Genomic DNA, 17,483 nt, shown 5'->3' on the forward strand with positions numbered 1-17,483 from the left:
GTATGCCGGGCAATGTGGAAGGTCAGGTTCTTTAGGATTTTACAAACATCCGCAATTTCTTTCAGGCAGGCATTCATCTTCTGGTTTCTCAATACCGGCAAGAGCCAATACTCTTTTAAACATTGCGGTTGCTCCGAATACTGATCAATGATCGCCAAGCAGTCAAGCAAAAGGGACATCTTGATATGATTGCTTCTTATTTTGAGCACATGTTTTATATCGAAGGTGGAGGACCTATAGAAGTATTATTAGGAATAGGTATAATATTCACTCGGTTGATATACCTAGGTATAAAAGATTCTCGTTTTTTAAAATCCACAAGAACACTTAACAAATCAGAAATCAATCACAACTCTGAATCTTGCAGTTATATTGATCCTGAAATAACTCGTGGAGAAAGATACTTTCAAATGGTGGATTCAAAAGGATTAACTTACTGGGAAAAAGATTTTTTTCCGGTGCAGTCATATAAAATGAAGACTGATCATGATACCAAGTGCATGAACTATCATCTTAGGTTGGCTGAATATGAAGGAATTTCTGAGATAGGAGATTTCTATGATATGTTACTTTATAATTCTTATTTTATAAAGGAAGCAACAGAAGTATTTGTTCCTGTTGAATATCAGGTTTCCGTTCCTGCCCTCATTTTAAAACAAATTTATGAATATGAAGTAGATGATGAACCTTTTTGAAAGCTAAAAAGAAACGTTACATCTTTTTGTTACTTTATGCCCAAAGCCTCCTTTGCTACTCATTTAGCTTTCTCATACTAGAAAAGGGATTACTTACATTTTAATAAAATAATTGGAAAGTTGCCAAGTCCAAAAGAGAGCTTTTCAATTGTATATCTTTCCGGCAGCTGATTGTCTTTCAAAATTCCTTATCACGTCGGCACCTTCCCCTTCTCTTTTTTCCATGCTATGTAAAGAAGTTATTACAGAGAAGGCATATTAATTGATTATAACATTTTATAAACGGTCGTTTGTAAAATGTTATGTAGTATCTTTACCTCCATATACACCAATAAAAATCTAAAGATGAACTACGTCGCCTATTATCGTGTGTCCACTAAGCGACAAAGCCATAGCGGATTGGGATTGGAGTCGCAACGTGAGACAGTAACCCGTTTCCTAAAAACAGGAGATGTTCTGCTAAAGGAGTTTGTCGAGGTTGAGAGTGGTAAACGAAACGACCGGCCTATGTTAGGGGCGGCAATCGCTTACGCCAAGCAGCGCCAGGCTCAATTGCTGATTGCCAAACTTGATCGACTCTCCCGTAATGCTGGTTTTATCTTTACTTTGCGCGACAGCCACGTGGATTTTGTTGCCGTGGACATGCCCGACGCTAACACTCTGACAATTGGCATCTTTGCCGTCCTAGCCCAGCACGAGCGTGAGCTCATCAGCAGCCGCACCAAAGCAGCATTGGAACAAAAAAAGAAACAGGGTTTCACCTTAGGAACGCCGCGGAATCTGGACGAGTTCGCAAGGAAGAAAGGACTGCAGATAAGGAAGGAAAACGCAGTGACCCACAAAGCCAATCGGCAGGCCATTGAGCTGATCCAAATGTACCGGGAGAGGAGCATGACTTACCAGGCGATCGCTGAGCGGTTAAACGAACACGGCTTCACCACCCGCCGAGGAAAGAAGTTTTTCCCTATCACCGTACAAAGGTTGGCTGTCAGAGGAGTCTAGTTTCAGTGTAAAAGTATCTAGAATAATTGGTTAGCTAATATTCATTCTTAAGGAACGCTCTTATCCTTTACCAAACCTACTAATTTCGACAGGGAACTATGCAGTTTAAATGTCCCTTGTCTTGCTGTCACCACAATGCTTTCCGCCCATTCAGGCAAAAGAAGTTTAAATATTGATTTGCAGGATTTACATAGATTCACAATCCTCCTTCAAAGTCAACCTTTTCTTAGTGAATATTACACCCTAAAGGTTCCAAACACTTTCAAAGATTTTACTATTACCAACTACCTATCTAATTGGCCATTTAAAGTAGTCATGCATAACTACCATTCAAGTCGAGATACTTAGCCAGTTCGGCTTTATAAACCATTAGGTTGGTCAGGGACATGAAGACAATATGGTGATGGATATTCTCGGTTCAGCTTCTCTTGTGGAACTGCAATACTATAAAAAGAAAGGAAGAAGCAGAATGTTATCAGCCGACTAAATGTAATAAGCCGAGAGAAAGGGATTCAGCTAGCAGATTGAAGTTTAGAAATTTTCTATGATGATTTTAGTTTCAAAAACAATCTAATTGATATACTTGAAATAGAAGAGGTGAACTGTTATGAAAAAATTCACCTCTTCTATTTTAAATCCTGACTTGCACCAAAACTGCCTCTATTCCATTGCATCAAGCAACAGGTTAATTTTAAAATTCCTGTAATTAGTTTCATATATCGTGTAGCATTGCCAATACACTCCTAATTGGTATACTCCTGAGCATCTATTGCTATGGGCTTTGCAATGCACATCCATGAATAATCATCCTTATACAGTCCATATACCTGTTTAGTAGGAATGTGATAAAAATATTTGGTATACATAGCTGTACCTGCGCTTCGAACTATATAGCTACTTCCTTTTGCTAAAAGAATAAAGTCTTGCAATTGAAAGCCAGTGATACAATTACCCGATTGACAGTAGATTGTTCCTTTGGTGAAATCTTCCCCATAGAGGATACTCCAATTGTACCTATGCATTTGGAACCTGTCAGGTTTTAAATTGGAAGTTGACAAGGCTAGTTCTTTAAAACCGCAAACCAGAGCATTATAGGTTTTAATGTATCCACTAGGCTTTTTTAAATTATTCATTAAAACATTTTCGTATTCACATTTCACATAATCAGTGTCTTTGAAGTCCCAAAACGACAAAATTAGTAAATTCCAGAATTGAGGATAGTTGAATAATATATATCAAAGAGCGAAAGAGCTTTCGCTCCTTAATATATATGTAATTTTAAGTTCGGCCTTACACAACTTTAGGCAAAGACTTCATTCTTGCCTTGACAGCCCTTGCATACAATTGAGGCCTGAAATCAAAAAATTTATCGTCTTCGTCTATAAACTGCATAATATCTTCATATTTGAATTTATATAATTCATATGCTTCTCGTACATAATATGGGTCTATATAGGTACGATCATAGAAACAAAGGTCAGAGTTCTCCAAACTCCTGAAGATACTGATACCTCCTCTGCCTGTCTCACCTGCTTCCTCATCGCATTTACAATCTACCGGTTGACAATTGCACCAGACGGATGGGCAGTTTGTTGCAATCAAAACTAAGTCACCCTTTGCCCCCAGCTGATGGTACATGGAGTAAATTTCGTTTCTTGAATGTAGTTTTACTTCTATCATTTTTAGTTAAATGTTTAATTACATCCATTATATATTCGTCATAAACAAAAGTTTTACGTGTCATCGAAAATTCTTTGATTTTTTTTAGAAAAGGCCAAAGGCTGAATTTTAAGGTATATTAGCTGTCAACACCTAGCATAAAGTTATTGCAAGACAAAGAACGCAGCTTGTCATATGTCGTGACGGGCTACACTCCGCCTGCTGGGCTATTCTCCAAAAGAGTTGCAGCCAGAAGTCGGATATCCTCCCCATCCGTTAACTTATTCAACCAATTCTCAGGGATCGCTTGAACTCCGTAAAACGCTCCTGCCAGTTGGCCATACACCGCTCCGGTGGTATCTGCATCATCGCCTAAGTTTACTGCCATCAAGCAGCCTTCTTCAAAGGTGTTGCTATTGTAAAATGCCCACAAAGCAGCTTCCAGAGACTTTACTACATACCCACTTCCTTGTATAAAAGGAGGGTTCCGGTGTTTGTAGGAGCTTTTGGCTACATCCTCTATATCAGTGGAAAGCACGTAATGCTGCCAAAAATCGGGAACGGGAGTATACAGAGGCTGTAGCAGCTCCTCCTTACTTTTCCCCTGAACCGCTCCAATGATCAAACCAGTCAGGTACACGCAGGAGTCTACCGCTGCTTTGGCCCCATGGGTGGTTTTGGAGCTGTCTGCTGCGTATTGCAGAGCTAGCTCGGGATCTTTGTAAAAGAAGAGAGGAACAGGCGCCAGGCGCATGATGGAACCGTTACCCGCAGTAGTGAGATCTGTTGAACCGCTGAAGGGATCCTGCGTCTGCTCAAACCGGCTGAGTGCTTGATAGGTGGCATTTCCGATATCAAAGCAGGTGCCGGTGCTGCTTCTATACCCTTTGCGGTACCAGCGCACATATCGCTCCATCTGGTCTCTGGCATCAAACCCATTGCAGTAGATTAGACTATCAGCTAGGCAAAGTGCCATGGACGTATCGTCCGTCCACTGACCCGGCTTCAGGTCGAAGGGCCCGCCGCCCACCATATCCGTGATAGGTTCAAAGGTTCCAGGGCTCTGAAACTCCAAGGTGGTTCCAAGTGCATCGCCTGCGGCTAGCCCCTTTAGGCATCCCTCGAACCTATCATTTATAGCTATGTCACCCATATAATTGAATTTTAATAGGTCCATAAACGATATTGTCAGTTTTAGTTGCGTGCTAGCCAAAAAATAAATGTCACATTTTGAGATAGGTATTTAAAACTTTTACATCAGTCCATTATATAATAAGAGTAAAATAAAAAAATTATAAAATATGCTAAATGAACAAAAAACAGAATCAAACACCGAAGATAGCCAAACCGATATTGACAGGTTATTTGACCCATTATACTTCAAGAACATAGATATTTTCCCAGAAAACGATTGGCCTGAAACTCTTGATATGTTCGGGGGTAACACCAGCCTCCTTGGAAATGAGAAGTACATCAGAGATTATACTATGTATGAATATGAAAGACACTATCGAAGGAAAACAGGTGGTCTTATAGAGGAGGGCAGCTATTGTGGTTACAAGGAGGGGTATATATTACCAACCGACTTACTCTATTATAGGGAAAAAGTATCAGACGGGGTTATAAAAACTATTAATTTCAATGACTTGGTTGTCGTCGGAATGCAGAATTACGTGGTAGACGACGCCTATACAATTTACTTTGCCATTTATTACAGAAGCTCTTCCACTGGAGACTTCTATTCTATCAGCTATCATTACAGCGGGATTTATTTGCCACATGAGTGTTATGAAGCACATGAACTTGAAGAATACTTGAATTACTACGCCACCAAAGAAGTCTTTACTGAAGAAGAGTTCATGAACGCACCAAAAGAAGCTAAATTAATTTATTACAATACGCGTACTTTCAAAATTGACAGGCTCTTCTATCTTGAGAATTGGTAAAAAACAAGACACTTTCCAGGAGGAGCGTATGTTAGTTATGACCCTCCAGAGGATTTGCACTTCATAGAAAGAGAAAGTGACACCGTGATGAACGGTGCCACTTTCTCTTTCTATCAGCTCCACTTGATCTTTTTCACTTAATTTGTTGAACAACGTTTCCGTAACCTCCTCTGAGGTTCTCCTTTTCTTTTTCAACTATATAAATCTTATGTTGTTAACTCTGTTTATATAAACTCAAAGAACTATAGTTTTAAAAACCACCAAATATATTAGCGAACCGGTATCATTTGCTGGAAAGCATCCCTGGTAAAGAATAGTACTATAATTTTTAATTAAGGAAAGACTTGGTAAAACTGCTGTATTCGATCACCCAAAACTAAAAGTGGGGCTGCCTATGTTGGCAGCCCCACTTTTAGTTTTGGGTCTGATTAATAATGAACTAACTTAAATTTGAATATCTAGGAGAGCATCTATTTTCCTGTTTCTTATCCGTGTTTCAACCCACAGTACTCCTTCATATTTTCTCTCCCTGAACTTCTGAACGAAATCATCCTCATAGCAACCGAACTTTCTTTGCCCCTCAACCTCAATGATATAATTTATATGAGTAATCAATCTGTCATCGCTTAGATTGCAGTTGAGGGACATCAGGTACTCCGCCATTTCTTGATCTTCCGGGGAGAGTATTAAAAATTTCTCTCTTAAGCTTATGATCTGATCATAGACCTCTATCCCCTCTATCGTCTTCCCGCCGGAATCTGCCAGTTCCATCATGAGCACTGGTCCCTCAATTACAAATCGAACGGTGGCTGAGTCTTCATGGAGCTCATAGAACTCCTCCAAGTGCAATGAATCCAAAGCCCTTAGTACCTCCTTTATAAGTACGTCACTACAGACATAAATTGAAGGATCGAAGACAATATGGTTCAATTCTTTTAGTGTAATTGTAAATTCCAACGCTTCAATTCCACACACCATTTTTGTTTGGTGTTTCTCCGAACGGTGGCAGATAGCTTTTATCAAGGAGGCAACCCTTCCGGTTCCAAATAATTCCGCCCCCTTGAACGAAATGTTGAAAGTTTGCTCCTTCTCTTCATAGCTGAAGACAATGTCACTTGGACAATACCCTTGTTCCTGGAATATATATTCCATTCCGATTACCGTCTTTTCCTTCTCGGATAGCTTGGGGTCCAATCGCCATTCTAGTAGATGAGGGAATTCTTCGGCAGTGCATTTGACATCAAAGAAATCATCTTCAAATTCTGTTGGGTTTGGACAGGCTGTGGCAAAGAAATCTTTATCAACTAAATCATCTTCGGTATTTTCTGAAATTAGGTACTTCTTAAAATCTTTATTTTCCATTTTTATTTAAGGTTATATTTGTTTCCAATTATATGCGATAAAATGAAAAGGTTTAATTTAATAACAAAAAAAATTAATACAATTATTTAAGGCAAATTCAAGTAATCGCATCAACACAAACCAGTTATTATAAAAGACTCATTGAATTTTATCACTGCCAATCACACGAAAATAAATATATACTTCTCTTAAATATATCTTAATTAATACCTCATTCAATAATCACTCATTTTAAACCCATACAATATTGCAATAATTACCATTATAATAATACCTTATTTTAGAAGATTTAATATAAAATATATTTTGGTATTCCTCCTCAGCGCAAGGTAGTGATTAGTGTTATATAAAGTAAACTCCCCTTCGATAGCGAGATTGTGTAACCCCGCTTCTGTACTATCCTCTTCGTATTCATAAGCATAGTAGCGAAAGTACTCTTCTCCTTCAATCTCATCAGCCAAGTAAAAGTCTGATTGCCAAAATTCAATTCCAAAGAAACTCCCTGTTCTGATGCTACGAAAAAAAATTGCAACATCTATCTGGTCATCGTTGTAGGGTCTTTTTTCCCTAATAGCATACACCAGTAGTTCATCGAAGTTGATCGTACTCACATACCCTTCATCCATTACGTACAGAACATCAGAACTCCGGATATATTTCTCCTTATAGTAGCAACGGTCTTTCTCTATCACTAATCCACCTCTTCTGTATCTTACCTTAACAATATTCCCTTTTCTATACAGAAGCTTCAAAGTGAAACTCCTTATGTATTTTTCGTTTCCTAATAGTTGATTTTTACTGTTAAACCTTGCCTCTGGGTCACCGTCAATGAAACCTCTATCTTTAAGTGCAGTAGTTACTTCATTTAAACAGGCAGAATCAAATAATTCTCCGCCTTGATCTTTAAAACTGAATTGTTCTTCTTTCATTCTTTATAAGTAGTATTTTTATGGTTCACTACTTATATTACAAGAGAATCCATTTGTTTTAAAATTTGGTTATAAATATTTATCACCTTTCTGATGATGAATATCGAGGATAAAACAAAACCTAGAAAACCAACTCCTTTACCATAAAAATAATAAAAACAGTCATCAAGGCGATGTTAGGAATGCATCCTAATTCCTTACATACACCATAAATCCTAAAGCTATACTGTCTTTGGTAAGTGTAATTTAATTGACACTATAGCTCACCTCTTTTGATTGCACTCATAAAGTCATTTAAAGTAAGGATATTAGTTTGTGTATTGGGTTCCGGTGTTGGTTCAGGGATGACTTCCGCCTTGATCGTTAAATCAACTAGAAAGATTATTTTTGCCGGTCCCTCCCCTACACTTTCAAGTACACAAACTTCGATTTCCGCCTCATTCTTTTCTGTCAATCTATCATAAACCATCTCATCCACTGCATCAGCCAGTTCCTCAGCGGAGATGACATATTCGTAGTAAAGCTTGAGAACAGGGCTTGTTTTTGCCGTTATATAATATTCGACACCTTGTATAACTTTCTTATAGCTATAACTACCATTGTTCAACAAATACTCAGTTTCCATCATCATTCCATTTCATTTGTATTGCAGAAATCAACCTCGCTGCCGCCAGATTCAACAGCTCTGATTTGTTCAGGTAATAGCCACGTTCCCTTAACATCGATATGGCCTGCTCCACGTCCTGCATGGTATTACTTTTTATTTTAATACTCTTATACTTTTTCATATCCTATATATCAAATTATATATATCGATTTATTCCACCTCCTTTTCTACCGTTCTTTGTTATTGACAATATGAGTTTAGGAAACAAGTCGAAGTGTTTGTTTTGGGTGATTATGGAAACAGAATATAACCAAATACTTATGCGCTCAGGATGGAGCACCTTATCGAACTCAGGCATGCCTGCTAAATCGTGAATGAAAGACCAACCGAAGGGGGAGTGGTGTTGACGCAGCCCTGCGGGCTAACGAAGTCCAACCCTTGCTCTTTGAACTTCCCGGTTAACTCGGTCAGTTAGCGGCAAAGATGGTCTACCCTTCGGAGAAACCCCTTGCTTGAATATCCTACCTAGGGTAGTATCAAAGCTTTACTAGGGTGTGTTAGCTCTGTAGGGTTCCGGATCAGTTCAGAAGGCTTGATATGAAATCGATCTTGTTCTCCCGTCTCAACCTGCTTTACTCAACAGTGTTGTATAAAGCCAACTCCCCCTCTACAGAAAGTTTATGTATTTCGGCTTCTACACTGCTTGAAAAGCAGTAAGCATAATAGCGGAAGTACTCGCTGCTATCACTCTCCTCAGAAATGTAGAAGTCTGAGTAGTAATAGCTAATCACGAAAAAATCACCGGTCCTGAGACACCGGAAAAATACAGCCAAATGGAAATCGTCGTCGCTGTAGGGGCTTTCATGCCTGATAGCATATACCACCAGATCCTTGAAATCGACCATCTCTATATTCCCCACATCCATCACGTACAGAACAGCCCCCGGGAGGATGTAATTCTCTTTGTAATAGCAACAATCCCCTTTTATCACCAATCCTCCTGTTTTGCGTTCGGATGCTTGGTGCATGGTAAAGTCCCTTATATACCTCTTATTCCCCCGCAAGAGGTTGTTGCTGTCATACATAACCTCCGGGTCACAGGCTATAGGGACTCTGCTTCTAAGGAATATTGCCTCGCTTTGAAAGTCAGGGTCAAATAAATCGTAAATGTTGCTAAGCCTCTTGATGCTCTGTTTCTCTACCATGTGTACTGTTGATACCATTTACAGCTTATATAATCGGAATAGCTGTTTGTTTTAAATAGGGGGATTTTTTTTAACTCAATTCAGCTTAGGGTTAGAAAGCTTTCATACAGCACATTGGGAACTGGTTAGAATTATACCTAGTAATCAGATAGCAGGTAGCATAGATGATGGATGGTGGAGCAATGGGAAGGAGATGATGAAAATGAAAAAGGGTAGCTGTAAATGGCTACCCTCATTATTCAGTTCATGACACACATTGTTTATATTCTGAAATAAGAAAAAGTTTGATGATTGACAGATGTTTATTTCTTCAATCAGGTGGAGATGCTAACAGTGCTGCATCGTGCTACATAGAGTATGCAGCAGCAAAAAGTGGTATTGGGAGGAATCGAATGTGTTTTCATGCTACTGCTACACTGCTACACCCAAATCTTTCAAAAGTATCTATATAGATAATTGTGTTACTGAACACATGCCCCGCACTACACCGTGCGGGGCAATAGCTCGCCAAGAGTCTTATGATGTTTTGCCGAAAAACTGTGTAGCAGTGTAGCAGCAGCAGAAAAATTACCCCAAAAGAATGTTTGCTGCCAATAGAGGCGCTTTTTGCTGCCGCAATGCGCTGCAGCAATCTGTAGCACCCTTTGTAGCAGTTCACGGGTTATGTAGCACCCCGGCAAGAAAGGGCTAGGGAATTCCCTAACCCTTTCATACAAATGGCTCCATGAATTAATTTCCAAAGAGGTCCAAACCTAAACCTCCTGCAGAAGAGACAAACATGTTGTCGCAGTCCTGCCTTTTGGCTCTGAGGAACCACCAGCGCCCCTGCCTCCCGTTATAACGGGTATTACCGGTCTGGATCACGCCCCTGCTGTTTAGGATCAACTTGATTTTCTTTGATGTCCTGGCGTCCTCTGTGAACTTCCGGCCCGTCCTAGTATTGATGAAGTCGATGATGTCCTTGATGGTGGGCACCACAAAGTTCTCGTTCAGGCACTTGCCGCCCGCAACCTCTGCGAAGTCAAAACACTCTATAACAGCCTCCTCTTCTACCGTGATCTCCCGGAACGCCTCGTTGTTGCCGTTTATAGTGGCGCTATTAAGCGCACTCGTGTTCCCCTTCTCGTGGAAGTACTCCCACACCTCAGCCCACAGGCGGTCATAATCGATACTATTGATGATGTCCCGGTTGCCCGCCACCACGTCTAACACTAGAAAGCGCCTGTTGCCCGTTAGGTCGGTGAGGAACTCCCGATTGTTGGTGGTGGCCACGAAGTTCGCGATCCTTGGCCGGCGGGAGTCGAGGCGGGCATAGGCCTCCCGGATGTCGGTATGGGACATGGAGGTGATGTTCTTGATCTGCTCCACATCCGCCTTGCGGCTCGTGTTCAGCTCGTCATCGAGGATGAAGAGGTATTTGGTGATCTTGCCCAGGTCGTCTTTATTCGATGACCAGGTGAAGGATTGGGTGAAGTACTCGCTGAACGGTGCGCACAGCCTCTCCTTGATAGCGAACGTCTTGCCCACTCCCCCGACCCCAGACAGCACCATTATCTTGTCGTAGTACCCGGCGGTGGTCAAGTTCTGAACCACACCCCCGAACCAGTCCATCCAGAAAGACTCCGCAAATTGCGAGTTAGCGTACTCAAAAGCATTAAACCACTTCCTGACCTCTGAGAGGGGATCCCCCTCGAACGAGAACCGCTTGTGCAGCTGACCGAACCGCTCCACGACGGGATTCACGGCGGGTGAGAACTTGTGGTTGTGAATCAAATCTACTACGTCTTCCTTTGAGATGGCAAGCTTCCTGCCCTTTGGCTTGCCGCCGCTATCCCGGTACTTGATCCGGATGTCCTTTATGTCGGAGCTCCACTCGTTTAATTTGAAATCGCTGAGCGCCTGCCACCCGGCTGTGCTCTCCGCCTCGTCGCGTGCCGCTGCCTTATGCTCGATTTTACCGCTGATCTCGTTTGTCCTGAACTCGAACTGTGAGGTAAGCCAATTGCGCACGTACTGCTGGTCGGTGACAAGGCTTTCCTCGGGCATCTCCACCCCGGCTGCCGTTGCCATGTAGACGAGCGTACCCAGCGAATAGCTGTTGGTGGGGCGCTTGGCAAGGTACCTGTACCTCTCCTCCATCCGCTTGAAGTCATAGTCAGGGTTGAGCCTGGTGATCCGGTGGAAGTAGTCCGCGTCTGCCCCTACGCTGAGCAGGGCCCAACCGATGGCGATGTTCTCCGCATGGCAGTTGGAAAGGCTGATGTTCCTTGCCTCCAACTCGGACACGATGAACTCGACCGTGTCCATGGGTGTGGATGCTGAAGACCCTGAAAAGGTAGGTTTGCCACTCTTTTTAGGGCCTGCCTGGGCTTGCAGATGGATGGAGTATTCCTCCAGCAGGAGCTTTGCGTCCATCTCAGGGGCATACTCGTCGTAAAACGCCTGCGGGTCGTGTGATAGATAGCAGGCCCGGGAGATGTCCTGGCAGACGGTGTCCAAACCGTTGGGGAAATCCTTACTTTTCAGCGGCAGCCCGAACTTGTCCCGGATCTTGTACATCAGGGCCTTGTACACCATCTTGTGCTGCGCTTCCGCGGTGTTTACCAGAAAAACGACTTTCAGGCCGTTCCCGCTGGGCGAGACAAACATCAGGTGTGTGAAGCCCCAGGCTTTGAATTTCTCATAAAGGTCGGTCACCTGCCCAGGCTCCAGATTATCGATGTCAACGCACATGAGCTGCGAGTACATGTAGGGTGCCCCCTCTTTCCGCTCATTATTAAAATTGGCAGAGAAGGTGAAGATTGGTAGGCTTTCCTTCAATTGCCTTCGCCTCGCCTTATCCGCCTCTTGCCTTAGTTTCCAAATCAGGTTCTCCACGTCGCCTGGGGTGCGGTACGTGCCTGTGCTTACCATCGTGTAAGCGTCCGCAAGGCTTACCTGCCTTGTCGGTTCCTTTGTTTTTGTGCTGTCATAAACGCTGAACATTATTAATATGAATTATTTTTTCGTGTCGCCTCGGTGATAATGATAAAATCAGATTCTGCGACAAGCCTCTGATTCTTGTACTGTACTGTAGGGATTTCCAAGGTCTGTATCGTCCTGATAAGCTTTGCCTCTGAAATGTTCAGCTCCTTCCTGATGGTGTGATAATCCAGGAAGTACTCTTTGTCTTTGTAGTACCGCATAAAAACTATATTATTTTTTTAGCGAAGCCTCAGTGAAGGGCTTCATCTATTGTATAACCGGACTACCAGAAAGTTTTAAAATCCAAGAAAAATACTTCCAACAAAAAAGGAGTGCCAATTGCGGCACTCCTTTTCCTGCAAGGCATTTTCTGTGTCATAGCAGTAACCATACCCCTGCGATTCCTCACGTGCCTCAATCATCAACTGGGATGAGCTAACGTAAACTTATCATTGTAGCGGCCGGTCATGATGCAATAGCCAAACTGATGAAGAAGAAGTCATGTGGCTTAACAAGCTCGGCCTCACCTGCAAAAAGACCTTTTCTGAGAAAATTGAAAATCACCCAAAAGCTTTGAATAAATTCGACCCGATCTTCTATTCTTAGTTAAACAAGAGAAACTGAAATGGGTTGGTTTTATAGTAACTCTTGAAGTGACAGTTGTTCATCAAACACAATAATATTAGTGAATGGATAAACTATTTTTAAAGCTTTTTCTCCAATATAATCATCCCAAGAGAAACATGGTTTTACCAGAACCATAGAATCCTTTCCTGATTGTTTGAAAGCTGCAAAACCCAGATTGCGGTTATAGATAATTTTTCCTGACACTAAAGAAGAGCGAGTAGATGATAAACTATTGCTATCCTTATTATAGATTCTTTGCCATGATTTCATAACAGGGATAAGATTGGAGAAGCAATATTGAAGGTTATCAGAAAAGTGCTCTGACTTAAATTGGTTTCTTTTATATAAGTCTTCAATTGCCTTTTTCAGCTCCATAGTATATTTAATGCTTAACTTATCAGGGCAAACTAGTTGTAAAAGATCAAGAAGTAGTAAGTCCCGGTATACTAACTCATCTTCCCTCCAACGAATATTAAGGATTAGGAACGTGCATTTCTTGAAGATAGAATCACGGTAAAAAATTACTTTTTCATTCTGACTTTCATTTGTGTACTGATGAAAACCAGCCTTAGAATTAGCGCAGAGCAGAAAACAACCAAAAGTTTCAATAAGAATTGATTTTAAGTCTTCCTGAAAAAAGTACGGATAGGAACGAGTGATTGGCGAAAATTCTTCTTGATTTACCAGTAGATTAGCTCCACTAGCTGCAACCCTCTTCTTAAATTTAAGATAGTATTCAGGAAACATTTCAAAATATACAATGCTAAAATTGTCTCTATTTATCTTACTAGTCTTCACCATTCCGAACTCCTTTTCTAATTCCTGAATGATAGGTTTTGTCTTATTAGTAGAATATAGGCCTACTTCGATGGTTGACACATTGTAACTCTTGCCATAAAACATATATAGCAAGTCAGTCATCACCGAAACATTGGAAAGTTCTTTTAAAGTAATGGGCCGCTTAGGAACATCCTGCAGCATTCGGGTTTCGAAGAACTTTTTATGCTGATTGCTGAAGAATTTATCAATCTTATCTAGGTGTTTGAAAATGGCTCTTTGCTCTGCCTCTCCTCTCGCTCTTTTGATAACCGATTGACCTACCTCCTGCTCTGACCCCATCTGAATTTCAATGTCTTCCTGGGATAACGCCTGCTCTGCGTTTTCCTGTACCTCACTGCTTTGCACGACCATTCCCTTTGAAATAATATTCAGGATATCGGCAATCTGAACATTGGAAGTATTGAGCAACAACAAGTCTCTTGCTTGTGCTGATCTTAATCTGTAAAGCTCCTCTTCCGTTAAATAGGTATGATCTATGGTAGTATCGGTTGAAACTGAGAATCCAGAAGTACCCCTAAGTGGCTTAGCTGGTAAGCCAAATTCCTCTTCATCCACACTATAATCGATGTACTTCAGTAGGTCAGAGTATATACTGTTTTCAGGGTCTGCAAGGAAGCCTTCTATTATTTGAGTTAGTTTATCATGACTTGGGTCCGGAGTACTTTTTACCAGGTAGGATATGTTATGGATTAAAGAATAATTTGATACCCGTACCCCGTCAGAAATAAGGAATACCCGGAAAGCCTTATCAGGTTGCTGCAGGATAATCACAGCTTCTTCTGATACTGCTGGTAAAGGGTGTAGTTCCACCTCTTCGTTACTACTATTCAATACCTGTATTTCATAAACTGCCTCTGACGTTTTTATTAAATGCACAGTTAACCGGGTCCCATTTCTTTCAGCATACAAGATCTTGTTCTCGTGGTTGATGCTTGGAGTATGGTCGCCCCGGTTCGTTTTTCCCTTGGCTGCTGCCTTAACGTTTAAGGTAGAGACATTCTTTGTATTAATACCAAGCTCTCTGATATAGCCATTCTTGCTTTTGCGTTTCAACAGTAAACCTGCCTCGCCGTTTACTGCAAAATTTGCTGCAGAGCCTAGTGCCTGAATGGTAGCATTAGGACTACCAATCAGTAGATATTCCCAACCATCTGCATACTCAAAGTGAAAAAGCTTGGCATGTAACCGGTTATACCTGGAATCAAAATCCTTTAGGCAATCCTTCCAATCGTAAAAAGCGACTTGGTTGTAAAGTGTTTCGTTTAACTTGGTAGGCAATATTCCGAATTGCTGGTCAGTTAGACATGCAATCTCCTCAATATCAAAGTCAGTTGTTAGCTGCTCCAGGATTATCCCCTTTTCATCAAAATAAGGAGACACAATACTTAGCTTCTTTACTTTACTTTTTGGCAGCAACTCTATCAACTGCTGGTAAATGGAGACACTCGCTGTGTTTGCTACAAACTTCACTTCCAGTTCATCATCCAGCGGAATAAATGTTTTGCTGGGAGCAATCAAAGCAAGTTCCCTTACCCAAGGGGAGTATTGGGTTATCCACTCCAGCTTTTGCTGGTTAAATCCTTTTACCTGTGGAAAGTAACCTTGCAGATATTGCCAAGCTGCCGCAAAAACTGGTGCATTTTTACTATCAATGGAATTAAGGTGAAAAGCTGCCCAAATTTCGTCATTGGTACTTAATCCAGAGGAGGTAAGATTACCAGACCCAATTACTAATAGTCCTTGGGTCGGTCCTGTCAGAAGCATAATTTTTGGATGAAAAACTCCAGTCTCATAAACTGGAGTAAGGCTGTAGGTTTTATGGTTTTTAAACTCGTTCCCGGTAACCATTTCGAGTGACTGCTCGAGGAATTTACCATCCACCAACACATTTACGTTCCTGACATTTGCCAACCGAAGGGCAGTCATCACACATTCTTCGAAAAAAGTAAAATCGAAACTAAAGCAGGTAATGATGCACGATGAATACTTATGCCTGTTCTTTCCTATTAAATCCAGTATGTTCTGCCTTTGTAGTGCCATTTCAGTTTTGAGCTAATTGTAAACGGCCAGCATCGGTGAGTTTGCCTTCGGCGTCAAGAAGCCCCAGGTCCCGAAGGAAATTAATAAGGCTGCGTAACCGGGGGCCCGTATAGCCAGGCTCAAAATTGCCGATATAACGAATGTAATTATCCTCTATAATAAACTTCTGGGTTGATTGAGAGCCCCCTCCTATTTTATGATAGGCAACATATTGATGCCTGTAGATGATATTGCTGAGCAGAAATTCTTCTAAAAATTGACGTACTGGCAATGTAACATATCTCTCAAATTTTCGGCAGAACGAAACAATATCATGCTTGCTTTCTATACCTATAGAAGAAGTATATTCTTCAAGACGATCAAGGTACTGCTTATTCTGCTGGTAAAGCTGCCAGATTAAATTAAAGCTTATTGCCATTCTATTCAAGCCGTCCTCCTTCATTAGTGCCTGATAAAGAATCTGCTCTTGATCCAGTTCTATAGCTAAAGCTTCGGCAATAGTCACATCTCCAGATTCAATTAGTTCATCTACTACCAGCAACTCAATAATTCCATTTGAGGTCTCCAGCAACAGATCTTGCAGCAGAATCCATCCTGCACCTTTTTCTTTTTGCAAATAATCCAACAGCCCGTTTAAAATAGCTGTACAGGCAACCTGCCAGTATTCATTAAGTTGGTAGTAATACCAACCGAATAGACAATCATCCGTTTGGTTGTTGACTTCTCCTTTAGATTGGTAAGCATTAAAAGTAAATCTACGCTGTTCTACTCCGCTTTCATGGTTATTAGCATATTGCAGCAGATGCAAAAGGGTAGCTTTACGCATACTCTTCTGGCTTATAACAGCGTTGGCTGGCTCATCTATATCTAACAGGAGTAATAATAACAGGCTGTGTTCTTCCGTGCCGAATCTTATATGGGCCAGATTGAAATCTGATGATAACTCTTCAACCTGCTTTAAATCAATAGTACCCTTTCTTATACAGCTCAGAAACAACTCTTTGTTTTCTGAAGTAACATTTTCATCAAAGGCGGCCGCAAGGGCCTCGCCACTCACTAATAGCTCTTTGCTGGACGTGCGTCTGTAAATACCTAGTAAATTACCATTAGCATCTAAGGGCTCCTCAATCAATCCAATTTGCCTGAGAGAACCCAGATAATACTGGCCCAACACGCCTAAACTGTATTGCCAGTAAGTATTTATTGTAGTGCCATCAGGGTTATAGGTGGCAAAACTTATATCAAACTTTGTCTCTCCGAGTTTTAACTGCCTTGCAGCATAATTACTGCCCGCTACTCCATTTGTTTCTTGATGAGCCGCAATCAATGCTAGAATATATTCTGCCCTGCGAATGAAGCGCTTTTGCTCTTTAGGGTCCGTAGTTTGGATTTGACGCGCATACTCAGATAGTAACCAGCAATAGAAGCTGTAACTCCTAAGCCTACCTGTTACATTGTTCAACCCAGGCAATAAAGTGGAATAGGCATATGCAGATGGGTTTTGCAAGCCTAACGGATCAAGGCCTGGAACAAACGATAACCGGTCGCCAAAAAAGGGAAGCCGGGCTTCATTCTTATCTATTACTTTAGTCATGATTATTAAACTG

14 protein-coding genes are annotated in these 17,483 nt (G+C 41.3%); 3 read left to right on the top strand and 11 right to left on the bottom strand.

The genetic code is table 11. The annotated features are described in order from the left end of the window. Positions 1–128: 128 nt before the first annotated feature. On the top strand, positions 129–695 hold the full coding sequence (locus tag JT719_RS04715; RefSeq protein WP_207431339.1) for a hypothetical protein: 567 nt from the start codon (positions 129–131) through the stop codon (positions 693–695). 345 nt (positions 696–1,040) lie between these two features. Beyond that, a complete protein-coding gene (locus tag JT719_RS04720; protein WP_207431340.1) occupies positions 1,041–1,697 on the top strand; it encodes a recombinase family protein in 657 nt (218 codons plus the stop codon). Between the two features lie 743 nt (positions 1,698–2,440). Here the strand turns inward: JT719_RS04720 and JT719_RS04725 are convergent. The 3 genes from JT719_RS04725 to JT719_RS04735 all read right to left on the bottom strand — a co-directional run bounded on the left by JT719_RS04725 (position 2,441) and on the right by JT719_RS04735 (position 4,533). After that, positions 2,441–2,857 carry a hypothetical protein gene (locus JT719_RS04725; RefSeq protein WP_207431341.1) on the bottom strand — a complete coding sequence of 139 codons (417 nt, stop codon included), beginning with the start codon at positions 2,855–2,857 and terminating at the stop codon, positions 2,441–2,443. Positions 2,858–2,987: 130 nt separating this feature from the next. After that, positions 2,988–3,377 (bottom strand): hypothetical protein, encoded by a 390-nt coding sequence (locus JT719_RS04730; RefSeq protein ID WP_207431342.1) that lies wholly within the window; start codon positions 3,375–3,377, stop codon positions 2,988–2,990. Positions 3,378–3,564: 187 nt separating this feature from the next. Continuing rightward, complete coding sequence (locus JT719_RS04735) at positions 3,565–4,533, bottom strand: ADP-ribosylglycohydrolase family protein (RefSeq protein WP_207431343.1); 969 nt, start codon at positions 4,531–4,533, stop codon at positions 3,565–3,567. Positions 4,534–4,657: 124 nt separating this feature from the next. Between JT719_RS04735 and JT719_RS04740 the strand changes: the two genes are divergently transcribed. Next, positions 4,658–5,302 (top strand): hypothetical protein, encoded by a 645-nt coding sequence (locus JT719_RS04740; protein ID WP_207431344.1) that lies wholly within the window; start codon positions 4,658–4,660, stop codon positions 5,300–5,302. A gap of 444 nt (positions 5,303–5,746) precedes the next feature. Here the strand turns inward: JT719_RS04740 and JT719_RS04745 are convergent, their stop codons facing one another. From JT719_RS04745 to JT719_RS04780, 8 genes are all read right to left on the bottom strand, one after another. Beyond that, positions 5,747–6,664, bottom strand: coding sequence for a hypothetical protein (locus JT719_RS04745; RefSeq protein WP_207431345.1), 918 nt, complete (start codon positions 6,662–6,664; stop codon positions 5,747–5,749). 275 nt (positions 6,665–6,939) lie between these two features. Continuing rightward, positions 6,940–7,593 (bottom strand): hypothetical protein, encoded by a 654-nt coding sequence (locus tag JT719_RS04750; protein WP_207431346.1) that lies wholly within the window; start codon positions 7,591–7,593, stop codon positions 6,940–6,942. 256 nt (positions 7,594–7,849) lie between these two features. Next, complete coding sequence (locus JT719_RS04755; protein WP_207431347.1) at positions 7,850–8,224, bottom strand: hypothetical protein; 375 nt, start codon at positions 8,222–8,224, stop codon at positions 7,850–7,852. Further along, positions 8,208–8,381, bottom strand: coding sequence for a hypothetical protein (locus JT719_RS04760; protein ID WP_207431348.1), 174 nt, complete (start codon positions 8,379–8,381; stop codon positions 8,208–8,210). Before JT719_RS04760 ends, JT719_RS04755 begins: the two co-directional genes overlap by 17 nt. A gap of 451 nt (positions 8,382–8,832) precedes the next feature. After that, the gene (locus JT719_RS04765) at positions 8,833–9,405 is read right to left on the bottom strand and encodes a hypothetical protein (protein ID WP_207431349.1); all 573 of its coding nucleotides are present in this window, start codon (positions 9,403–9,405) and stop codon (positions 8,833–8,835) included. Positions 9,406–10,134: 729 nt separating this feature from the next. Continuing rightward, entirely contained in the window at positions 10,135–12,390 is a 2,256-nt protein-coding gene (locus tag JT719_RS04770; RefSeq protein ID WP_207431350.1) for a VapE domain-containing protein, read from the bottom strand. A 615-nt stretch (positions 12,391–13,005) separates the two neighbouring features. Then, on the bottom strand, positions 13,006–15,876 hold the full coding sequence (locus tag JT719_RS04775; protein WP_207431351.1) for a phospholipase D-like domain-containing protein: 2,871 nt from the start codon (positions 15,874–15,876) through the stop codon (positions 13,006–13,008). A 1-nt stretch (position 15,877) separates the two neighbouring features. Further along, on the bottom strand, positions 15,878–17,470 hold the full coding sequence (locus tag JT719_RS04780) for a hypothetical protein (RefSeq protein WP_207431352.1): 1,593 nt from the start codon (positions 17,468–17,470) through the stop codon (positions 15,878–15,880). Positions 17,471–17,483 lie beyond the last annotated feature (13 nt).

The sequence above is a fragment of the Sabulibacter ruber genome (genome assembly GCF_017355955.1).
Classification (GTDB): Bacteria; Bacteroidota; Bacteroidia; order Cytophagales; family Hymenobacteraceae; genus Nibribacter; species Nibribacter ruber_A.